This window comes from Maribacter spongiicola, from assembly GCF_004364165.1.
GTDB classification, from domain to species: Bacteria; Bacteroidota; Bacteroidia; order Flavobacteriales; family Flavobacteriaceae; genus Maribacter; species Maribacter spongiicola.
The window spans coordinates 126482-146726 of the sequence record NZ_SOAY01000012.1 but is presented as its reverse complement, the minus strand read 5'-3'; the positions used below and the strand labels follow the sequence as shown (position 1 = coordinate 146726).

Sequence of the window (20245 nt, the reverse complement as noted above, 5' to 3'; positions counted from 1 at the left end):
AAAAGTGTATTTTTACTACTGAAAAAATGCTTAAAGAACAAGATATATGCAATTAGCTTTCAAGAACTATATTTTAGAAGATAGTACCTATAAAGGTGGAGGTAAGAAAATTGTTATGCCCGATGGCATTACGGTGCACAAGCTTTCGTCGAACGAAAATCCGTTAGGGTATTCGCCAAAAGTGAAAGAAGCTTTATCAAAAACCCTTGATGATTTAAGTTACTACCCAGATAATACAGATAGTAGATTACGTGATGCCTTGGTGAAGGATTTTGACGGAGTCTTAACTGCAGATAATTTCATAACCGCAAATAGTGGTTCAGAAATTATAGATATGATTTCAAAAGCATTTTTAAGTGAGAATGACGAAGTAATTGTGAGTCAACCATGTTTTCTTCCGTACACCGCATTTACCCGTTGGATGGGGGCCAAGGCGATCAATGTACCCATGACCGATAATTACGATTACAATTTAGAAGGTATTTCAAAAGCAATTACAGATAGAACGAAGTTGGTTTTTCTGGCATCGCCTAACAACCCATCAGGAAATTATATTCCTATGGCAGACTTGAGGAACTTTATAGATAAGTTACCAAAGCATGTTATTCTGGTGTTAGATGAAGTATACAGACATTTTGCCGAAGCTGAAGATTATACATCAGGCGTTCCTTTTGTAGTAGAAGGTAAAAATGTAATTGCCATTAATAGTTTTTCCAAGACGTATGGTTTGGCAGGCCTGCGCGTAGGGTATTGCTATGCACCTGTAGAAATCAGTAATTACATGCGTAAAATATGCAAGCCATTTTTACTGTCTTCTTTAGCATTAGAAGGGGCGATTGCAGCACTCGAAGATGTAGATTTTGTAAATAAAACGGTAGCATTGTTAAAGGAAGAAAGAAAGTTTGTTTTGAACGGACTTGATGCTTTACAAATAAAATACTGGCCTTCACAAGGTAATTTTGTATTAATAGATCCACCAATCAATGATATGGAATTTACTGCGTTTTTGGAACAACGTGGTATTATGGTGAGACCCGTAGGTGTTTTTGGAGCGCCAGGTAAAGTGAGAATTTCATTCGGGTTAAGAGAGGCGAACAAAGCTCTCTTGGCAGCTTTAGAAGTACTCATGAAAACCAAAACGACCACAGCATAATTTTTTCAACTATATGTTGCAGAAGCAACGATTAATATAACAAAAATAAAACTCAACAATATGTCAACAGCAACAAAAGCAGAAAACAAACACAAAGAGGCGCAAGATTTTATGCCTATTAACGGTACAGATTATTTAGAGCTGTACGTAAGTAATTCTAAGCAAGCGGCACATTATTACAAAACTGCATTCGGCTTTAAATCTTTAGCGTATAAAGGTCTAGAAACAGGTAGCAGAGAATATGAGTCTTACGTATTAGAACAAGACAAAATAAGGTTGGTATTGACTTCTCCACTAAGAAGTGGTACTGATGTGGGTAGACATATTGACAAGCATGGTGACGGAGTTAAAGTTACTGCGCTGTGGGTAGATGATGCTACATATGCTTACAATGAAGCGATGAAAAGAGGAGCCAAAAGTTATATGGAACCTAAAACAGAAAAAGATGAACACGGTAAAGTAGTTACTTCCGGTATCTATTCTTACGGTGAGGTAGTTCACGTTTTTGTAGAGCGTAAAGATTATAACGGTACATTTTTACCAGGTTACCAAAAATGGGAAAGTGATTACCAGCCAACATCTACAGGAATAAAATTTGTAGATCACATGGTAGGTAATGTACATGAAGGTCAAATGAACTATTGGGTAGATTTTTATGCCAATGTTATGGGCTTCAAGCAAATTATGTCTTTTGATGATAAAGATATCTCTACAGATTTTACGGCATTAATGAGTAAGGTAATGAGTAATGGTAACGGTCGTATTAAGTTTCCGATTAACGAGCCGGCACCAGGTATGAAAAAGTCCCAAGTAGATGAGTACTTAGAATTTTACGAAGGTGAAGGGGTGCAGCATATTGCAGTTGCTACAGATGATATCGTAAAAACGGTTTCAGATTTGAAAAGTAGAGGGGTAGAGTTTTTGAACATACCAACTACATATTATGATGTATTGACAGAAAGAGTTGGTGAAATTGATGAAGATATCGAATCGCTAAGAAAACTTGGTATTTTGGTGGATCGTGATGATGAAGGGTATTTACTTCAGATTTTCACGAAAACTGTTCAAGCAAGACCAACAATGTTTTTTGAAATTATTCAGAGAAAAGGGGCTACTTCGTTTGGAAAAGGAAATTTCAAAGCATTATTTGAAGCTATTGAGCGTGAACAAGAATTAAGAGGGACTTTATAGGTTCAACAAATTTCTGGAGAATCTTAAAATAGATTATTTTTAAAGGAAGTAATTATAAATACCTCGAGGCTAGTTCTTGAGGTATTTATTTCTAATATTTCGAGGCAAATCTCAAAGTATATAATCTCGATCATTAACTAAAACAAACTCATATGCCTATATATCATAAACAAGGAGCGGTGCCACCTAAAAGGCACACGCAGTTTAGAAAACCAAATGGTGAATTGTATTCAGAACAATTGTTCGGTACCATTGGCTTTGATGGCATGTCTTCTCTATTATATCATCATAATAGACCAACAATGGTCAAAGAGATATTGAAGAGTACCGATGTTTCTCCGAAAATTGCTTTAGAGAAAAACATTCGTTCGTTGAAATTAGTGAGTTTTAATGCTCCCGCAAAAGATGATTTCTTAGAAGCTCGTGAACCACTTTTGGTGAATAGCGATATTATTATCGGGGTAGCGGCGCCACGAAAATCGTTACGAGAATATTTTTACAAGAATACCGATGCCGATGAAATGTTGTTCATACATAAAGGTACAGGTGTCTTAAGAACTATTTTTGGTCAGATTCCGTTTGAGTACGGCGATTATTTAATAATTCCCAGAGGAACGATTTATCAGATAGATTTTGATAGTGAAGACAATCGTATTCTGTATGCAGAATCATTTTCTCCTATTTATACTCCGAAGAGATATCGTAATTGGTTCGGACAGTTATTAGAACATTCTCCGTTTTGTGAGCGCGATTATAAACTACCTCAGAATCTAGAAACTTTTACCGATACCGATGAGCACTTGATCAAAGTGAAAAAGCAAGGTGTCATGCATGAAATGGTCTACATTGGGCATCCTTTTGATGTTGTAGGTTGGGATGGTTATAATTTCCCGTACGGATTCTCAATTCACAATTTTGAACCCATTACCGGTAGAGTTCACCAACCGCCACCAGTACACCAAACATTTGAGACGAATGCCTTTGTAATTTGCTCGTTTGTACCAAGGTTATACGATTATCATCCACTGTCCATACCTGCACCATACAATCATTCAAATATAGATTCTGATGAAATGCTGTATTATGTTGACGGAGATTTTATGAGCAGAAACGGAGTACAGCCAGGTAACATATCCTTGCATCCCGCAGGAATACCTCATGGTCCGCACCCAGGGGCAGCGGAGCGTAGTATAGGTCAAAAAGGTTCAGAAGAACTAGCGGTTATGATAGATACGTTCAAGCCATTAATGGTAACCGAAAATGCCTTAAAATTAGACGACGGAGATTATTACAAATCGTGGTTGAATAAATAAAAAAACAAGTACTTGATAACACTAAAAACTTGGGTTTCAGTACCCAAAAATTCAGATTTTTCTATCTATAATCTCCCTATCGGAATCTTCTCTGTAAACGGTGAAGCTCCAAAAGCAGGTATTGCTATTGGTGAGAAAATAGTTGATTTGGCAGCTGTTTCAGAATTAGGTTTATTAGAGGTCAGTGCTTCTTATTTTCGGCAGAAAACCTTAAATGAGTTTATTGCATTAGGAAAGAAAATCACGAATAAAGTTCGATTAGATATACAGAAGTTGTTGATATCTGAGAATTCACCACTAAAAAATCATCCAGAAGTTTTTGTGTCGCAGCAAGATGCTAAAATGCATTTGCCTGTTCATGTTGGTGATTATACCGATTTCTATTCAAGTATAGAACATGCTACCAATGTGGGTAAAATGTTCCGAGATCCAGAGAATGCCCTGTTGCCAAATTGGAGGCATATTCCGGTAGGTTATCATGGTCGTGCATCGTCGATTGTGGTGAGCGGTACTAATATTCACAGACCTATGGGTCAAGTGAAAACCAATGAAATGGAAGTTCCGGTTTTTAAAGCTTCAGGTAATCTAGATTTTGAATTGGAAATGGGCTTTGTAGTGGGTAAAAGTACCGAATTGGGCGAACGCGTTTCTACAAAAGAAGCTGCCGAACATATTTTCGGATTGGTATTATTCAATGACTGGTCAGCCAGAGACATTCAGAAGTGGGAATATGTGCCTTTAGGTCCGTTTTTAGGGAAAAGCTTTGCGTCGTCCATGTCTCCTTGGATTGTCACTTTAGAAGCCTTAGAACCATTTAAAGTTCAAGGTCCGGAGCAAACTCTAGAAGTCCTGCCGTATTTAGAGTATAAAGGAGAAAAGAATTATGATATTCAGTTAGAGGTCGGTATGTCTTCGTCAACTTCGGAAGAATCCACCATTAGCAAATCTAACTTCAAATACATGTATTGGAATATGATGCAGCAGTTGGCGCACCATACCGTAAACGGATGCAATATAAATGTTGGTGATGTTATGGCGTCTGGAACGATATCAGGTAAAGATGAAAGTTCTTACGGCTCGTTGTTGGAAATCTCTTGGGGCGGCAAAAAACCGTTCGAATTAAAAGACGGAAGCAAACGTACTTTTATAGAAGATAATGATACCGTAACTATGCGAGGTTTCGCAGAAAAAGAGGGTAAGAGAGTAGGGTTCGGTGAAGTAACCGGAACCATTTTACCAAGTAAATAAAAATACAATTCACATTAGAAGTTTATAGCATGTCAAATAACGAAGAAATTAATTCTATAGATCCAAATAGTATTTCTCAACAGGAATTACATGGGTATTTATTATCTGCCGTAGCACCGAGACCCATTTGTTTTGCTAGTACCATCGATAAAGATGGCAATGTTAATTTGAGTCCGTTTAGCTATTTTAATCTCTTCAGTGTAAATCCGCCAATGATGATATTTTCACCTTCTAGAAGAGGTAGAGATAATACCACCAAGCATACCTTAGATAATGTTTTGGAAGTAAAAGAAACGGTAATTAATATCGTGAATTATGACATGGTTGAGCAAATGTCATTGTCAAGTACCGAGTATGGTGATAGAGTAAATGAGTTTGTAAAAGCAGGATTCACACAAGTACCAAGTGATAAGGTGAAACCGCCAAGAGTAGGCGAGGCGCCTGTAGCATTTGAGTGTGTGGTAGATCAAGTAATAGCATTGGGTGACGGACCAGGAGCAGGTAATTTAGTACTTGCCAAAGTTGTTCAGATACATGTGAAAAAAGCCTTTTTAGATGCCGACGGAAATCTAGATACCCCGAAGTTAGATTTAGTCGCTCGTATGGGTGGTAATTGGTATTGCAGAGCCAACGGCGATGCTTTATTCGAAATACCGAAACCAATACGTACCCAAGGCATAGGAGTAGATATGCTACCCGAAGCTGTTCGTAATAGCTCGGTTTTAACGGGTAATAATTTAGGGAGACTAGGTAATTTAGAAGAATTGCCAACGAAAGAAGCTATCGAAAAGATTTCAGAACATCCTGATGTAAAATCAATAGTGGGTGGTTTGAAAAATACTTCTGAAATTCATACTCTTGCCCAAAAGTGGCTAACAGAGGGCAATACGGAAGATGCTTTGGCATTATTACATTTGTAATAACTTACCAGGGAATAAGTTTATTCCAAACTAAAGATGATCAGGTTCAATATGAATCAGCACATGTTCTAGATTCGGAATTTTGGTATTTAGATGATCTTGTAACAAGTGGGCAATATCATGCCCTTCAGTTACAGTAATATTACCATCGACCATGGCATGTAAGTCCACATGAAACTTCATCCCCGCTTTGCGAATAAAACATTTTTCGGTTCCAGTAATTCCTGGCACTTCTAATGACTTAATACGTATGTCTTCCAAGAGGTCGTCATAACGTTGCTCGTCCATTATTTCTCCTAAAGCAGGTCTTAGAATTAAGTAACTGTTATAAAGAATAAAGCCCGATGCCATAAGGGCGGCCCAATCATCTGCCGTTTCATAACCTTTGCCCAGTATTACAGCAATAGAAATACCAATAAATGCCATTATAGAAGTCATAGCATCACTTCTATGGTGCCAAGCATCTGCTTTTAAAGAGGTGCTTTGTGTCTCTTCACTTTTTTTGATAACAATGCGGTACGATATTTCTTTCCATACAATTATTAATCCCAGAACAATTAATGTCCATGCTTTTGGAACTTTATGCGGAGTCTGTATGTTCTCAATACTTTCATAAGCGATAACAGTAGCAGAAATCACCAAAAAAGCGACAACTAAGAATGTAATGATAGGTTCTATTTTTCCGTGTCCATATGGGTGGTTTTCATCTGCCGGTCTTTCTGCATATTTAAAACCTAAAAGAACCAGGATAGAAGAAAAAATATCTGTGGTAGATTCAATAGCATCGGCAATTAATGCATAAGAATTGCCAAAAAAACCTGCAAGACCTTTAATCAAAGCCAGGCATATATTACCTATGATGCTGAAATATGTGGTCTTTATAGCTGTTTGCTCAATACTCATAATACAAAGGTAGTAGTCTTGAGTATGAAAGGATATCTTTCTGTAGTTAATATTAAAATTTTCTTGACGGTATTTCAATCATAAAATCCATTGGTTTGTCTTCCCAATATGGGTCATTTAATTGTTTTTTATAGCCTTGTTTTAATTCTATAAGTGGTTTAGAGAAAGTACTTACTGTATTTGTTTCTATATCTTGAGAAATAATCTTATCATTAAAATATTTAGTGTTTAAATATTTATGGTCAATTGTAAAGATGTCAGCAGAGGTTGTAATTTCTAATACATTAAAAAAGTACTTTCCACTTACGTTTTTGTAAGTCTGAACAATATTATGATTTTGTTTTACTAATTTTTTTGATTTTTTAGTTTTATATTCTTGACGTTCTATATTATGTTCATACCTTAAAACAGCATAATTTTTTGTGTCAATATAGATACTACCGAATGATGCTACAGGGGCAGGATACCCAAAACCGGTAGAATATGAACCTGGAGAATTATTAGTGAAATTAATCTGATACACTTTTAGTCCATCATAGTTTAATGATTTTTGTTTTTTTAGGTCATAAGAACCGGTACGGTAAAGTACATTGGCTTTGCTTAAAATGATATCTCTATTTAATATTACCCACAAAGAACCTACGCCGCTCCATTTATCTTTTTCATAAATAGTAGTATTAGCTCTTAAATGTTCAATTTCCGCAAAAAAGTTATTTTCAGGTTTATTACTTCCGTTAATTCCCTTTTTGTTATAGGTTTTAATAATAGCTTCTTCACCAATAGCTAACGAATCTGTACTTTTTAGTTGACTTATTTTGAATAAAAAGTTTTGATTATAGGGAGTTTGAACGTAATTCATTTCAATATTTTCCCGAGCTTTTTTAATGATTTCTTCAGCGCTTAATTCTACCCTGGCAGCCGAAACAACGACCTCATTTAAAACAATATCATCTTTAGATTTTTTAAGACGGATGTTAATTTGTTTTGTAAGTGAATTGGTAGATATAGAATCACTTTCATACCCAATTGAAGAAAATACTATATAGCTATTTGATCTTTTTTTATTCGGGATATTAAACTGTCCTTTTGCGTTTGAAACGGTACTTAAATTCAGATCAGAATAATATACATCGGCATAATTTATGGGTTCGGAAGTATCGTTGTCAATAATAGAACCGCTTATGCTGCTACCTTTTAATGTAATAGTCTTAGTCTTTTCATTATCATATTTGATATAATTTGGAGGGTACATTTTTTCAATGTAATAAAAACCATCAAAAATATTTTCCCAATTGGCGGATAGCGGAATATAGCCTAGAGCAGAAGAATAAAATTGATGCGGAATATCATTTAAAACATATAGCTCTGTTTTAATATGCTGATTTTTAAAATCGGATTCAATACTATTAGTTGGTGGTTGTAAAATTGGAGAAACCTGTTCTACTGAAAAATCAAAATAGAAGCCTTCATAAGAAGTGAAAGCTAAACTAAACAACTTTGAGCCGTATTTTTCTTTAAGAATTTGACCCATTGGTACGGCATATTTTAATTCTTTTATTTGTGCAATTTCTTCATCAGTAGTATGGCTATCACCTAGAATACTGTCTGTTATTGCAATTTGTTTTTTAATGTAATTTTCAGTTTCTAAGGTGTACTCGAATTCATTTAATTTATTTGCAAAATGATAACTAGCACCCCAACCTATAATTTTTTCATTTAGGTAGGTTTCCTTTATAAAAATCAGATTCTCTGCCATTTGTTTATCCCTAGGGTTTTGAATAGCTATTTTTTCTTTTTGTAGGGATTTTAAACCGAAATCTAAATCAGAAAATACACTCTTAAATGTTTGTACTATCACTTTTGTTTCAATATCATTTTTAGGGATTTGGTCAATTTTGTCAATGACAGCGTTAATAGTGTTGTAAAGGTTGGTAGAGTCTCTTTTGTTAAAAGCATACTTTTCAAAATCTCTAACAATCATTGTCTTTTCAATTTCGATATAGACTTCATCAGAAATTACAATGTTATTTTTAGAGCAAAGAGATTTAAAATCGTTTAGAAAGTATTCTTCAAAAAGATTTGATTCTTGAGAATCGAATCCGAGTATTTTTAATTCAGGATGTGTTTCAAGATAATTTAAAAGTTGTTGAAAAACTTCTGTTGAGGTATAAAGCCAACCTACACTTTGCTTGAAAATGTCGATTTCCTCTTTTTGATTTTTGTAAAGCTCATTTGCTTTAAAATTATCATACATACCGCTCTCAAAAACTAATAGATTAAACCCATGGTTCTCATGCAGGTCTTTTATCATTTCTAGCTTTTTGTCAAAAACGGCACCATCTCCATGAGTTTGCTCTCCAAGTAAAATAATTTCAAATTCAGAAGGTGATATTCCTTTAAAAAGTGAATCTTGACAAAAAAGAGTTCTAGTAGATATGAGACTTAGAAATAGAATTGAAATTATTATGGATATGCTTTTCATTGTATGTTTTTCAAAAACTAAACAAACTTACTCCGCTTTTTCATAAGCCTCCTTCAACCAATCAATTAATTCATCATCTACCTGTTTAGCTTCGGTAAGTTGAACTCTATGGGTGCACATACTACCAAATGGTCCCGAGGATTCTAGTCGCTCTGTGGTCGGCTTGTCTTTTATTTTGAGTCCAAGGTCAATTCTTGTTTTGGTTGCCGGTTTTATTAGTGCAAATTGCGTTTTCCGAATAATACTTACGGTGGTTTTTTTAGGGGTAATAGTAACATCCTCACCAAAAGTTTTTACCACTTTTAAAAGAGCTTCATAAATAGGGGTTAAACTTTCTTTTCCTTTATACTGTTGAGCAACTAAATCGGCTGGATCTTTGTCTTCTTCTTTAGACAAAGTGACTATTGTATTCGCAAAACCATGGGTAACTCCGTGTTCCTTCTTTAGAAAATTGACGGCTTCAGAATGTTTGGTAAACGATTTTGTTTTTAAAACAGATTTCCATTCGGTTAAAGATTTGCCTGTTTTCTCGGGCATATTATCGATCATGGTTTGTAGTGCCTTATCCATTTTTATAAAGTTTGGTTGGAGCATTCAATTTACGAAAATTAAAAATCATCTGTCTTTCCATTTTAATTCATCCACAGAAAAACAAGAATTATGTCTAAACATTAAGAATCTGTCAATAAAATACGACGCAACTCTAAAATGAATAATAATTTTATGAATAACGGCTAGTAATCTATAATTGCTGATATTAGTGCTTATATTAGGTAGTATTGAAATTCAACCCACATTATGGCATTAAAAGTTGCAATTAAACACAAAACGAAATATATCTATGATAGAAGCATAAATCTATCTCCTCATATATTCAGGTTACGACCTGCACCACATAGTAGAACACCTATAGAGGCGTATTCGATAAAGATAAAACCGGAAAACCATTTTTTCAATTGGCAACAAGATCCATTTGGTAATTATTTGGCGCGTATTGTATTTCCTGATAAGACGACCGAACTTTCTGTAGATGTAGAAATTATAGCAGATTTAAAGACCATTAATCCGTTCGATTTTTTCGTAGAAGAGGCGTGTGAAGAATTTCCTTTTAAATATTCTGAAGAAGCTAAAAAGGAGCTTTTGCCTTATTTAGAAAAAGTGGAAAGTGGACCGCTACTAAAAGAGTATTTGTCAAAAATTGATATGACTCCGCTTCGAAGTATAGATTTCTTAATTAACCTTAATAGCAATTTGTATAATTATCTGAACTATACCTTACGTATGGAGCCAGGTGTGCAGACATGCGAAGAAACCTTAGAAGGCAAATTAGGTTCTTGTAGAGATTTTGCTTGGTTGTTGGTACAGGTACTTCGTCATTTAGGTTTGGCGGCACGTTTTGTATCTGGCTATTTGGTACAATTAAAATCAGATGAAGAATCATTAGACGGTCCGTCAGGTCCTGAAGAAGATTTTACAGATTTACATGCCTGGGCAGAAGTATATTTGCCAGGTGCCGGGTGGATTGGTTTAGATGCCACATCTGGACTTTTTACCGGTGAAGGTCACATACCGTTGGCTTGTACACCATCTTATGAAAGTGCAGCCCCAGTAAGCGGATTTAGCGATTTTGCAGAAACTACCTTTGAATTCGAAAATTCGGTAACTAGAATATTTGAATCTCCGAGGGTGACAAAACCATATACAGAAGAGCAGTGGAATGCAATTTACAATCTTGGTTTTAAGGTGGAAGAAGAATTACAGGCAAATGATGTTCGTTTGACGATGGGCGGTGAACCTACGTTCGTTTCTATAGATGATATGGAGTCTGAAGAGTGGAATACCGCCGCTGACGGTAAGCACAAGCGAGAATTGGCAAGTAAATTGTCTATTCGTTTATTAGAAGTTTTTGGTAAAGGCGGCTTGTTGCATCACGCACAAGGTAAGTGGTACCCAGGTGAAGCATTGCCCCGTTGGCTAATCGGTATACATTGGAGAAAAGATGGGAAACCAATTTGGAAAGACCCAAGCCTATTGGCATCATTTTCTGAGGAATATAAGATGCCAAGAAATATTACTAAACGATTTTTAAAGACACTAGGTGGTTATTTAGGTTGTAAGATCAATAGTATTATGCCCGCCTATGAAGATGCATTTTACTTCTTGTGGGAAGAGGGGAAATTACCTGTAGATGTAAATCCGAAAAAATATAATAAAGATGATAGCCACCTCCGTAGAAAACTAGGTGAAATATTAGAACAAGGTATTGGGAAAACGGTAGGTCATGTGTACCCACTTATCAAAAAGAACAATAAATGGTTGACCAATAAATGGGTATTCAGAAATAAGAATTTACTGCTTACACCTGGTAATTCGGCAATTGGCTTACGTTTGCCGTTAGCGGCATTACCAAAAGATCCTCCAATACCTTCAGAACCAACTGCAGAGGTAGAGTTATTTGAGAAAACACCAGATTTACCAACCACTGATGATGCTTTACAAAAGCGTATGAAGTTAAGGTCTAATTCACACCCGAGAAAGCACCCTTATGTACGAACGGCGATCTGTGCCGAAGTTCGTGAGAATAAATTGTTCTTATATCTTCCGCCATTAGACAGCGCCGAAGACTTTTTAGATTTGGTAGCATGTATAGAAGCTACCGCAAAAGAACTAAATGTACCGGTAATTCTAGAAGGCTACGAGCCACCAAGAGATAATAGATTAGAAGTCTTAAAGGTGACACCTGATCCAGGGGTGATTGAGGTGAATGTACATCCTGCGAAAAACTGGCAAGAATTAACAGACAATACGTTAACACTTTATGCCGAAGCAAAACAAGCCCGTTTAGGTACCGAAAAATTTATGTTAGATGGCAAACACACCGGTACAGGTGGTGGCAACCATGTAACTCTGGGCGGGGTAACGCCGGCTGATAGTCCGCTATTGCGAAATCCGCAGTTGTTACGAAGTCTATTAACATTCTGGCAGCATCACCCAGGCTTATCTTATCTGTTTTCAGGAGCGTTTATAGGGCCTACCAGTCAGGCACCACGAGTAGATGAGGCTAGGTTAGAGAATTTGTATGAACTTGAAATTGCCTTTTCTCAAATACCAGAAGATAAAGAAGTGCCGTTTTGGATTACCGACCGTTTATTCCGTCACCTATTAACAGATATCACGGGTAACACCCACAGGGCAGAATTCTGTATCGATAAATTATATTCGCCCGATTCGTCTTCGGGTCGTTTAGGTATTTTAGAGTTACGAGCTTTTGATATGCCGCCGCATGCACAAATGAGTTTAATGCAAATGTTACTAGTACGTACCTTGGTGTCATGGTTTTGGAAAAAGCCGTATAAGCATGATTTGGTACGTTGGGGTACCGAGTTGCATGATAAGTTTTTGTTAGAGCATTATGTAAAAGAAGATATCAAAGATATTGTCGAACAATTGAACGAGGCGGGCTATCCGTTCCAATTAGATTGGTTTGATCCATTTTTCGAATTCCGCTTTCCGCTATATGGTATGGTAGAAATTAATTCTATTCAAATGGAATTGCGTATGGCCATAGAGCCTTGGAATGTCCTTGGTGAAGAAATGACCGGTGGTGGCACATCTCGGTATGTAGATTCATCATTAGAGCGTGTACAGGTAAAAGTGAATAATTTTAATAGCAAGCGATATTCACTGACCTGTAACGGGGTTAAGATAGAATTGAGTTCAACAGGTACAAAAGGGGAGTATGTAGCGGGCGTACGCTTTAAGGCATGGGAACCATGGTCGGCATTACACCCGACCATCGGTGTAGATACCCCGTTAGTATTTGATATTGTAGATGATTGGAATGGCAAGTCTATTGGAGGTTGTACCTATTTTGTAGCACACCCAGGTGGGCGTTCTTATGATACGTACCCAGTAAATAGTTTGGAGGCAGAATCGAGAAGAATTAATCGTTTTTGGGATATTGGGGTAACGCAAGAAGAGGTAACACCTACAGAATTGGTCGCTTCAACAAATTTTACGGGTAGAATGGTAGAACCTAAGTCAGGTTCAAATACATTTGTATATAAGAAGATGCCGGTTAACCCCGAGTATCCGCATGTAACAGATTTACGTAAGAAGTAATGCCAACAACAAAGACTACCTGGTTTAATAATTATGATACCCAACAGGGCAATGATGAAATGTATTCATTGAACAATGGTATGAAGCCCTATTGGAACAAATTATTGACCAGATTTGACAAAATAGGTATTAATGGTTTAACCGCACGTCAAAGAGATATTGACTGGTTACTATCAGAAAACGGTGTCACCTACAATGTGTATAATGACCCCCAGGGTATGCACAGACCATGGAACCTGAATGTGGTTCCGTTCATGTTGCACCAAGAGGAGTGGACAAAGGTAGAGGCAGGTTTAAAGCAAAGGGCAGAATTGCTTAATTTAGTATTAAAAGATGTATATGGCGAGCGAAAACTGATAAAAAATGGCATTGTGCCCTATGAAGTTATCTATGGTCATCGAGGTTTTTTAAGGCAATGCTCTGGTATGGAGCTAAAATTAGAACAGTATCTATCCATTTATGCAGCAGATCTTTGCCGTGGTACAGATGGGCGCTTGTGGGTCGTAAATGATCGTACAGAGGCACCTTCTGGTATGGGTTATGCACTAGAAAATAGGTCTACTACCAGTAGAATATTACCCGATATGTATGCGCAAATGAAGGTAAGGCGTTTGTCTGGGTTCTTTCAAGAATTCAACCAAATGCTCGTTGATGCGGCACCGGGTAAAAAAGAGAATCCGAATATAGTCATACTTACTCCCGGTTCACATAACGAAACCTATTTTGAACATGCCTACATGGCTTCTTTCTTAGGATATCCGCTGGTACAAGGAAATGATCTGGTAGTGCGAGATGGTTTTCTTTGGATGAAATCATTACAGGGTTTAAAACAGATAGATGTTGTTTTACGTAGAGTAGACGATGCTTTTACAGATCCCTTAGAATTGCGGGAAGATTCACATTTGGGCGTTGCCGGATTATTAGATGTCATACGAAGAAAAAATGTATCGGTTATTAATCCAATTGGAAGCGGAGTAATTGAAAATCCGGGTTTAATTCCTTTTATGCCTGCCATTTCAAAATTCTTCTTAGATGAAGAATTAGAATTGCCGCAAATAGCGTCATGGTGGTGTGGGCAAGAGAAAGAAAGAAATTATGTGCTTGAGCATATTTCTGAATTAGTAATCAAAAGAATAGATCGCACCAATAGAGAAAGTATTTATTTTGGCGAGCAGATGAGCCCCAAAGAACTAGAAGAACTCAAAAAAGTTATTTTAGAACGCCCATACCGTTTTGTGGCTCAAGAGCGCATTAATTTTTCTACGGCACCCAATCTATCCGGTGAAAAATTAGAACCTAGAAATGTGGTTGCTAGAGCTTTTTGTATTGCATCAAAAGACCAATATTCCGTAATGCCAGGTGGTTTAGTACGCGTGGCACCCGATGGCGAAACTGTACGTGTTTCAAACCAAAGAGGCGGTACCAGTAAAGATTTCTGGATTTTAGATGAAAACCAAGTCAAAGAAGAAAAAAATAGGCATTGGCAACAGAAGTCCTCAGTAGCTATTTCTGGACTTAACGATTTACCAAGTTTAACGGCCGAGAATTTATACTGGGCTGGTCGCTATGTAGGTCGTACATTGGTCAATGCGCGATTTTTAAGAACCGTAATGCGCCAAATGGCCATTGTTCAGAATAGAGATGAAAAGCCAGATTCTGAAAAACTTAAAGTGTTATTTAAAGCTGTAACACAATTAACAGGTACCTATCCCGGGTTTATAGAAAAGGACAAAAACGGAAAATTGGCAATGGACAATCCGTATGAAGAAATGCTATCTGTAATTCTTGATAAGAATAGAATAGGCAGTTTGGCACATACAATTGGCATGTTCAGTAATTCCTACTACTCCATTCGTAATCTTTGGTCTTCAGATATGTGGCGTGTTTTTGAAAATATTCAAAAATTGTGGAGTTCTTTAGTAGATGGTGAAGACCATTCCATCAATAAAATATTAAAAGTATTAAATCAATTAATTACCCGCTTAATAGCATTTATGGGGTTAATTGAAGAAAGCATTATGGTGCAACAAGGTTTGTTGTTATACTTTATTGGGCTGCAATTAGAGCAGAGTACTTTAACAATTACCAAATGTAGAGCGCTATTGACCATAAAATACGAAGAGCAAGTAGAATATGATGTATTGGAATATTTATTGACCAGCCACGAAAGCTTAAATATTTATAGATATAGTTACCGTTCTCATATAGAGTTGGCGCATGTGTTAGATTTGGTAGTGCTAGATTTAGATTATGCACGATCATTGACTTTTATGATCAATCGCATTCAAAAAGATATAGCACGGCTACCACATTCTAAGCATGATCATCAATTAAGTAATTATCAGAAATATGTATTCGAGGCATTTTCGAAGTTACGATTGGCAGAGTCTTCGAAATTGGCAATGACAAAATCAGAAGAAGATTTTACGCGAGAAGATTTAGAGGTACTATTAAAAGAGCTTTCAGATTTGTTGTATAAAGCTTCGCAAGCTATAACAAATACCTATTTCAATCATACAGCCAAGCAGACCCAATTGTTTACACAGTCTTTTCCTATTTGATTATGATATTCAACGTAACACATATTACCAAGTACGATTATAATGCCCCTGTTAGCTATTGTCATAATATAGCCACCCTTAGACCAAGAGAATCTAAAGGTCAAGAGCTACTATCCTATAAAATAGAAATTACGCCCGAGCCTGCAGAGATAAGTGAGCGAATAGATTTTTTCGGTAATTATATTACACGTTTTTCAATACAGACAGAGCATAGAACCTTAAAGGTGACTACTAAGAGTAAAATTAAGCGAGAATATGCCAAGTTTCAAGAATCTTTCAATAGCGAAGCTTGCAAAAGTATTACGATGAATGATGCACTAGCGGCATTACAAGGTATGGACCCAGAAGTTCTTGAGGCCAAACAATATATATTAGAATCCATTTTTATAAGAAGAACAGATAGGGCTATTCGAGAATATGCCGAGCTTTCTTTTAAAGGCAATCGTTCTGTTTTTGATGCAGCATTCGAATTGATGCAGCGTATTTACACCGATTTTGATTTTGATTCTGAATTTTCTACCATATCTACCCCGATAGAAGAGGTTATGAAAGAGAAGAAAGGTGTTTGTCAAGATTTTGCACAAATTGCAATTGCCTGTATTCGTTCTGTTGGTTTGCCTGCAAGATATATAAGCGGGTATATAGAAACATTGCCTGCCCCGGGTAAAAAGAAGTTGGTAGGTGCCGATGCGTCACATGCGTGGTTCGCTATATTTATACCAGGTTTTGGCTGGGTAGATTTTGACCCGACGAACAATCAAATACCAAAAGACCAACATATTGTAGTAGGTTGGGGTAGAGATTACTATGATGTGCCTCCTTTAAAAGGGGTGGTGTATGGTAGTGGTCAAAGTAAATTAGATGTAGCAGTAGATATTGCTGCGGTAGTGTAGTTTGGGATATCGGTTCAAAAATAGGCCATTCCCACCAAATCGGTTAGTTCCCCCGAAATACCTCATCAGTAGGATGGCCGTAGCATCTATGTTTTAATTACTGGTTAGTATGCCTATTGCTAGGTGAGATCAAAAGTAATCCCATTATTTATAAGTTAATTACGGTTTTCCGTAATGTATTATAAAACCATTAAATAAGTCCTAAATCTTTAACGATGGCCACAAGGTGTATGGCGTTATTGGCGTTGAATTGTAAGCGTAACTTATTTAAACGCTTTTCAATAGAACTTAGGCTAGCGGGCATTATATTCTCTTTTCTATATAAAGCACTGATTTCATCTTGAGATAAGCCTTTGCTAAGATGATCTAACAGAGAAATATCGTAATCATCTATCTCTAATTCATTTTCACTGCTAAAGGCATTAGCCACTTCAGGAGATAAAAAGGTATTTCCTTCAACTATTTCATTGATAGCTTGGGTGAGATTTTTGAGTCCGTTTCTGCTCTTACATACATAAGCATCAATATGATGTTGGGTAAATAAGGTTCTTACGGCTTGTAATCTATCTTCAACAGAATACACAATTACTTTTATTTCAGGAAATTCCGTTTTCAGTTTTTCTACCAACGAGTGCCCAGAAGTGTAGGTTTGTGATCTGTGATCTACTTTAAAAGAGAGATCAGATATAACCAGGTCAAATGGTATCTTGTCAAGATCGGCCCTTTTGATTTTTAAGTACGCATCATCACAATACTGAACTTGATCTATTTGTGTAACTCCCAATTCGGTCAGTAATGAAAATACACCTTTGTTGATGTCCTCCATATCTTCCGCGATTAAAACTTTTTTGAACATGCGCTAAATTATTATGGATGCCTTAAAGCCATCACCTTGCTTAGATTCAAAATTAATAGTTCCATTTATAGAAGCGATACGGGATTCCGTATGTTGCAGGCCATTTTTTTTAAAAAGATCACATCCAACGCCATTATCCTTATAACGTATGTGCATTTTAGAACCTTCTTTTTCAAATATTAAAGTTACGAATGTTGCCTTACTATGTTTTCTCATATTGGTCATGAGTTCTTGTAATACCCTGTAAACAGTAGTTTTTTTGAGTTCAGGAACGGTATCCCAAGGCATTTTTGAAAGGTTTTTCGTAATTACTTTGACCTTATCGTTCTTATATCCTAAGAGTAAATCATTTAATTGTAATCCAAAATCCTCTCTAAGGTCAATTGCGCTATTTTCTCTAGAAATATCTCTTGTTTTAGTATAAATTTTTTCCATTTCATCAATAATCTTACTATCAATGCCCGAATTATTTTCAAGTGAGGTCATTACTTTATACATGTCATTAGCTACTTCATCATGTACTTTTTTAGCAATTCTGGTTTCTGTTTTATAGATTTCTTCAATTTTAGCTTTACGGTATCTGTTGCGATAGATAAAGTAAGAACCAACTAAGATTAAAAAAATAATGAATGCCAGAGCTTGGTAAGCCAATCGTTTGCGAGATTCTATTTCTTGAAGTAATATGCTAGCTTGAGTTTTTTTCTGTTCTTCGGAAACGTTGTATTTTAGAAATGCATTTTTATTTTCTGCTATTTGTTTGGCATTTGTAATACTATCGTTCAGTCTTAAATATTCATGAACAAGCGGATTTTTATTTAAATTCATGAGTAAAGAAATTGCTTCGATTTTAAAAGAGCTACTATTTATTTTATTTGATAATGCCAATGTTTTTTCAGCAAATACTAAAGCATTGGTCGTGTCTTTTTTATCTAAATAATATTGAGACAAATGTGTAGTGCTAGAATGTAACCCAATAATATCATTATTTTTTTCACGAATATCAAAAGCCCTTTTTAAATTCTTTAAAGCATCAGGTTGGTTTAGTTTGGCCTGCGCGTGCCCTAAGTTGTCGACGATTAAACCTAGTTCGTAATTGTTTAATTCCGATTGTTTTTGGTGAAGTAATCGATATATTTCGAGTGCTTTAGAATAAGCTAATTCGTCTGTGTATATATTGGCTTTATTATTTAGTATAATTACACTGTCCTTTAAATTTGTAGCTATTTGTAAAGCCTGATCAAATGAATTAATAGCTTCATTAAAATTATTGGAAGTTCTATATATTCTACCTAATTGATTGTATAAGCCTACTCTGGCGTTAATTAAGGTGTCTTTGGTTGCCATTGAATTAATTAGGTTCAAAGCTTCTACGACATGGTTTTCGCTGTTGAAATTGTTTCCTATTTTAAATTCAGCAATAGATAAAAGCCTTAAATCGTAAATGACTTTAAGTGTGTCCTGCAATTCTAAATGGTTTTCTTTTTGCTTGGTAAAAAAGTGAATACCCGAAGGAAGGTCTTGAGGTTCAACCGGATTAACAATCGCATTTCGAAAAAAAAGTGAACTATCAGATGGCGTTTGTGCTGCAGAACTTAAAGAAAAGCAAAATGCAAAAACGTAAAGAATTAGAGTAGGTATAATAAATGAAACTTTATTGTATTTCATTCCTCTAATGTAGAAACTTTTTAGGTATTATTTTTTGAATTAGAGCGTAGTTATTACTCCTATAAAATAATAGCTTTGAATATGAACGAGTTAATTTACATATAGAAGAGTCTTAATTATAGTTTAAACAAAAAGAGCACCAAACTTCAGCGTAATGCCCAAGTTTAAATGCCCTTTTCCAACTAACAACTTAAATATGCACTTTTAAAAGGCAGCACTTAGTGAATGTTGAATTCACTTGGTGTTTGTTACCTCTATACCTTATGAACGCAATTCTTTGATAGTAGCCAAAGTGTTTTTTACCAAAGCTTCTAAACCAGCGTAATCTTTATTTGCTAAAATTTCTTTACTAATCAATTTTGATCCCATACCAACACAAGTAACGCCTGCATCGAACCAACCTTTAAGGTTGGCTTCATCGGTACTAACACCACCTGTCGGCATAATGCTTGTCCAAGGTTGAGGTCCTTTAATTCCTTTAACGAAACCAGGTCCGTAAAGATCACCAGGGAATAATTTTACAATCTCACAGCCCATTTCTTCCGCTTTGTTGATTTCGGTTAATGAACCACAACCAGGAGACCATAAAACTTTTCTACGGTTACAAACTATTGCAATATCTTCTCTTAAAGAAGGGGTTACAATGAAATTTGCACCAATAGACATGTAGTATGAAGCAGCTGCAGCATCTGTAATAGATCCTACACCCATAATCATACCCGGTAAGTTTTGGATAGCATATTTGTTTAATTCAGAAAAAACTTCGAAAGCGAAATCGCCACGAGCGGTAAATTCCATTAAACGTGCACCACCATCGTAACAAGCTTGTAAAACCTTTTTACCTAATTCTACATCTGGGTGATAAAATAAAGGAACCATACCAGTTTCCTTCATTACGTTTGCTACTTCTATTCTTGAATATTGTGCCATCTATTTTT

Annotated in this window: 14 protein-coding genes; 8 read left to right on the top strand and 6 right to left on the bottom strand. The window is 36.0% G+C overall.

What is annotated here, in order from left to right:
* Positions 1-46: 46 nt before the first annotated feature.
* The 5 genes from hisC to CLV90_RS13805 all read left to right on the top strand — a co-directional run bounded on the left by hisC (position 47) and on the right by CLV90_RS13805 (position 5825).
* Positions 47-1153, top strand: coding sequence for a histidinol-phosphate transaminase (gene hisC, locus CLV90_RS13825; protein WP_133688102.1), 1107 nt, complete (start codon positions 47-49; stop codon positions 1151-1153).
* Positions 1154-1213: 60 nt separating this feature from the next.
* A complete protein-coding gene (hppD, locus tag CLV90_RS13820; protein WP_133688101.1) occupies positions 1214-2344 on the top strand; it encodes a 4-hydroxyphenylpyruvate dioxygenase in 1131 nt (376 codons plus the stop codon).
* Positions 2345-2496: 152 nt separating this feature from the next.
* Positions 2497-3657 carry a homogentisate 1,2-dioxygenase gene (locus tag CLV90_RS13815; protein WP_133688100.1) on the top strand — a complete coding sequence of 387 codons (1161 nt, stop codon included), beginning with the start codon at positions 2497-2499 and terminating at the stop codon, positions 3655-3657.
* 12 nt (positions 3658-3669) lie between these two features.
* The gene (gene fahA, locus CLV90_RS13810) at positions 3670-4905 is read left to right on the top strand and encodes a fumarylacetoacetase (RefSeq protein WP_243835441.1); all 1236 of its coding nucleotides are present in this window, start codon (positions 3670-3672) and stop codon (positions 4903-4905) included.
* 29 nt (positions 4906-4934) lie between these two features.
* The gene (locus CLV90_RS13805) at positions 4935-5825 is read left to right on the top strand and encodes a flavin reductase family protein (RefSeq protein ID WP_133688099.1); all 891 of its coding nucleotides are present in this window, start codon (positions 4935-4937) and stop codon (positions 5823-5825) included.
* 30 nt (positions 5826-5855) lie between these two features.
* Here CLV90_RS13805 and CLV90_RS13800 read toward each other — a convergent pair whose 3' ends face one another.
* From CLV90_RS13800 to CLV90_RS13790, 3 genes are read right to left on the bottom strand one after another with little or no spacing between them, the layout of a single operon-like run.
* On the bottom strand, positions 5856-6728 hold the full coding sequence (locus CLV90_RS13800) for a cation diffusion facilitator family transporter (protein ID WP_133688098.1): 873 nt from the start codon (positions 6726-6728) through the stop codon (positions 5856-5858).
* 52 nt (positions 6729-6780) lie between these two features.
* A complete protein-coding gene (locus CLV90_RS13795) occupies positions 6781-9210 on the bottom strand; it encodes a carboxypeptidase-like regulatory domain-containing protein (protein WP_133688097.1) in 2430 nt (809 codons plus the stop codon).
* A gap of 27 nt (positions 9211-9237) precedes the next feature.
* Complete coding sequence (locus tag CLV90_RS13790; protein WP_133688096.1) at positions 9238-9780, bottom strand: DUF4287 domain-containing protein; 543 nt, start codon at positions 9778-9780, stop codon at positions 9238-9240.
* 228 nt (positions 9781-10008) lie between these two features.
* On the opposite strand from CLV90_RS13790, the gene CLV90_RS13785 reads away from it, so the two are divergent.
* The 3 genes from CLV90_RS13785 to CLV90_RS13775 are packed head-to-tail and all read left to right on the top strand — an operon-like array spanning position 10009 to position 16786.
* Positions 10009-13332, top strand: coding sequence for a transglutaminase family protein (locus tag CLV90_RS13785; RefSeq protein WP_133688095.1), 3324 nt, complete (start codon positions 10009-10011; stop codon positions 13330-13332).
* Entirely contained in the window at positions 13332-15893 is a 2562-nt protein-coding gene (locus tag CLV90_RS13780) for a circularly permuted type 2 ATP-grasp protein (protein ID WP_133688094.1), read from the top strand. Before CLV90_RS13785 ends, CLV90_RS13780 begins: the two co-directional genes overlap by 1 nt.
* Positions 15894-15895: 2 nt before the next feature.
* A complete protein-coding gene (locus tag CLV90_RS13775) occupies positions 15896-16786 on the top strand; it encodes a transglutaminase family protein (protein ID WP_133688093.1) in 891 nt (296 codons plus the stop codon).
* 190 nt (positions 16787-16976) lie between these two features.
* On the opposite strand, the gene CLV90_RS13770 is transcribed toward CLV90_RS13775, so the two are convergent.
* The 3 genes from CLV90_RS13770 to CLV90_RS13760 all read right to left on the bottom strand — a co-directional run bounded on the left by CLV90_RS13770 (position 16977) and on the right by CLV90_RS13760 (position 20237).
* Entirely contained in the window at positions 16977-17642 is a 666-nt protein-coding gene (locus CLV90_RS13770; RefSeq protein ID WP_133688092.1) for a response regulator, read from the bottom strand.
* Between the two features lie 3 nt (positions 17643-17645).
* A complete protein-coding gene (locus CLV90_RS13765; protein WP_133688091.1) occupies positions 17646-19307 on the bottom strand; it encodes a tetratricopeptide repeat-containing sensor histidine kinase in 1662 nt (553 codons plus the stop codon).
* Positions 19308-19568: 261 nt separating this feature from the next.
* Positions 19569-20237: a bifunctional 4-hydroxy-2-oxoglutarate aldolase/2-dehydro-3-deoxy-phosphogluconate aldolase gene (locus CLV90_RS13760; protein WP_133688090.1), complete on the bottom strand. Its 669-nt coding sequence runs from the start codon at positions 20235-20237 to the stop codon at positions 19569-19571.
* Positions 20238-20245 lie beyond the last annotated feature (8 nt).

What these genes read in the sequence shown, in the direction of transcription:
- hisC (WP_133688102.1), top strand. Translation starts at nt 47, where the DNA reads ATGCAATTAGCTTTCAAGAACTATATTTTAGAAGATAGTACCTATAAA.
- hppD (WP_133688101.1), top strand. Translation starts at nt 1,214, where the DNA reads ATGTCAACAGCAACAAAAGCAGAAAACAAACACAAAGAGGCGCAAGAT.
- CLV90_RS13815 (WP_133688100.1), top strand. Translation starts at nt 2,497, where the DNA reads ATGCCTATATATCATAAACAAGGAGCGGTGCCACCTAAAAGGCACACG.
- CLV90_RS13805 (WP_133688099.1), top strand. Translation starts at nt 4,935, where the DNA reads ATGTCAAATAACGAAGAAATTAATTCTATAGATCCAAATAGTATTTCT.
- CLV90_RS13800 (WP_133688098.1), bottom strand. Translation starts at nt 6,728, where the DNA reads ATGAGTATTGAGCAAACAGCTATAAAGACCACATATTTCAGCATCATA.
- CLV90_RS13795 (WP_133688097.1), bottom strand. Translation starts at nt 9,210, where the DNA reads ATGAAAAGCATATCCATAATAATTTCAATTCTATTTCTAAGTCTCATA.
- CLV90_RS13790 (WP_133688096.1), bottom strand. Translation starts at nt 9,780, where the DNA reads ATGGATAAGGCACTACAAACCATGATCGATAATATGCCCGAGAAAACA.
- CLV90_RS13785 (WP_133688095.1), top strand. Translation starts at nt 10,009, where the DNA reads ATGGCATTAAAAGTTGCAATTAAACACAAAACGAAATATATCTATGAT.
- CLV90_RS13780 (WP_133688094.1), top strand. Translation starts at nt 13,332, where the DNA reads ATGCCAACAACAAAGACTACCTGGTTTAATAATTATGATACCCAACAG.
- CLV90_RS13775 (WP_133688093.1), top strand. Translation starts at nt 15,896, where the DNA reads ATGATATTCAACGTAACACATATTACCAAGTACGATTATAATGCCCCT.
- CLV90_RS13770 (WP_133688092.1), bottom strand. Translation starts at nt 17,642, where the DNA reads ATGTTCAAAAAAGTTTTAATCGCGGAAGATATGGAGGACATCAACAAA.
- CLV90_RS13765 (WP_133688091.1), bottom strand. Translation starts at nt 19,307, where the DNA reads ATGAAATACAATAAAGTTTCATTTATTATACCTACTCTAATTCTTTAC.
- CLV90_RS13760 (WP_133688090.1), bottom strand. Translation starts at nt 20,237, where the DNA reads ATGGCACAATATTCAAGAATAGAAGTAGCAAACGTAATGAAGGAAACT.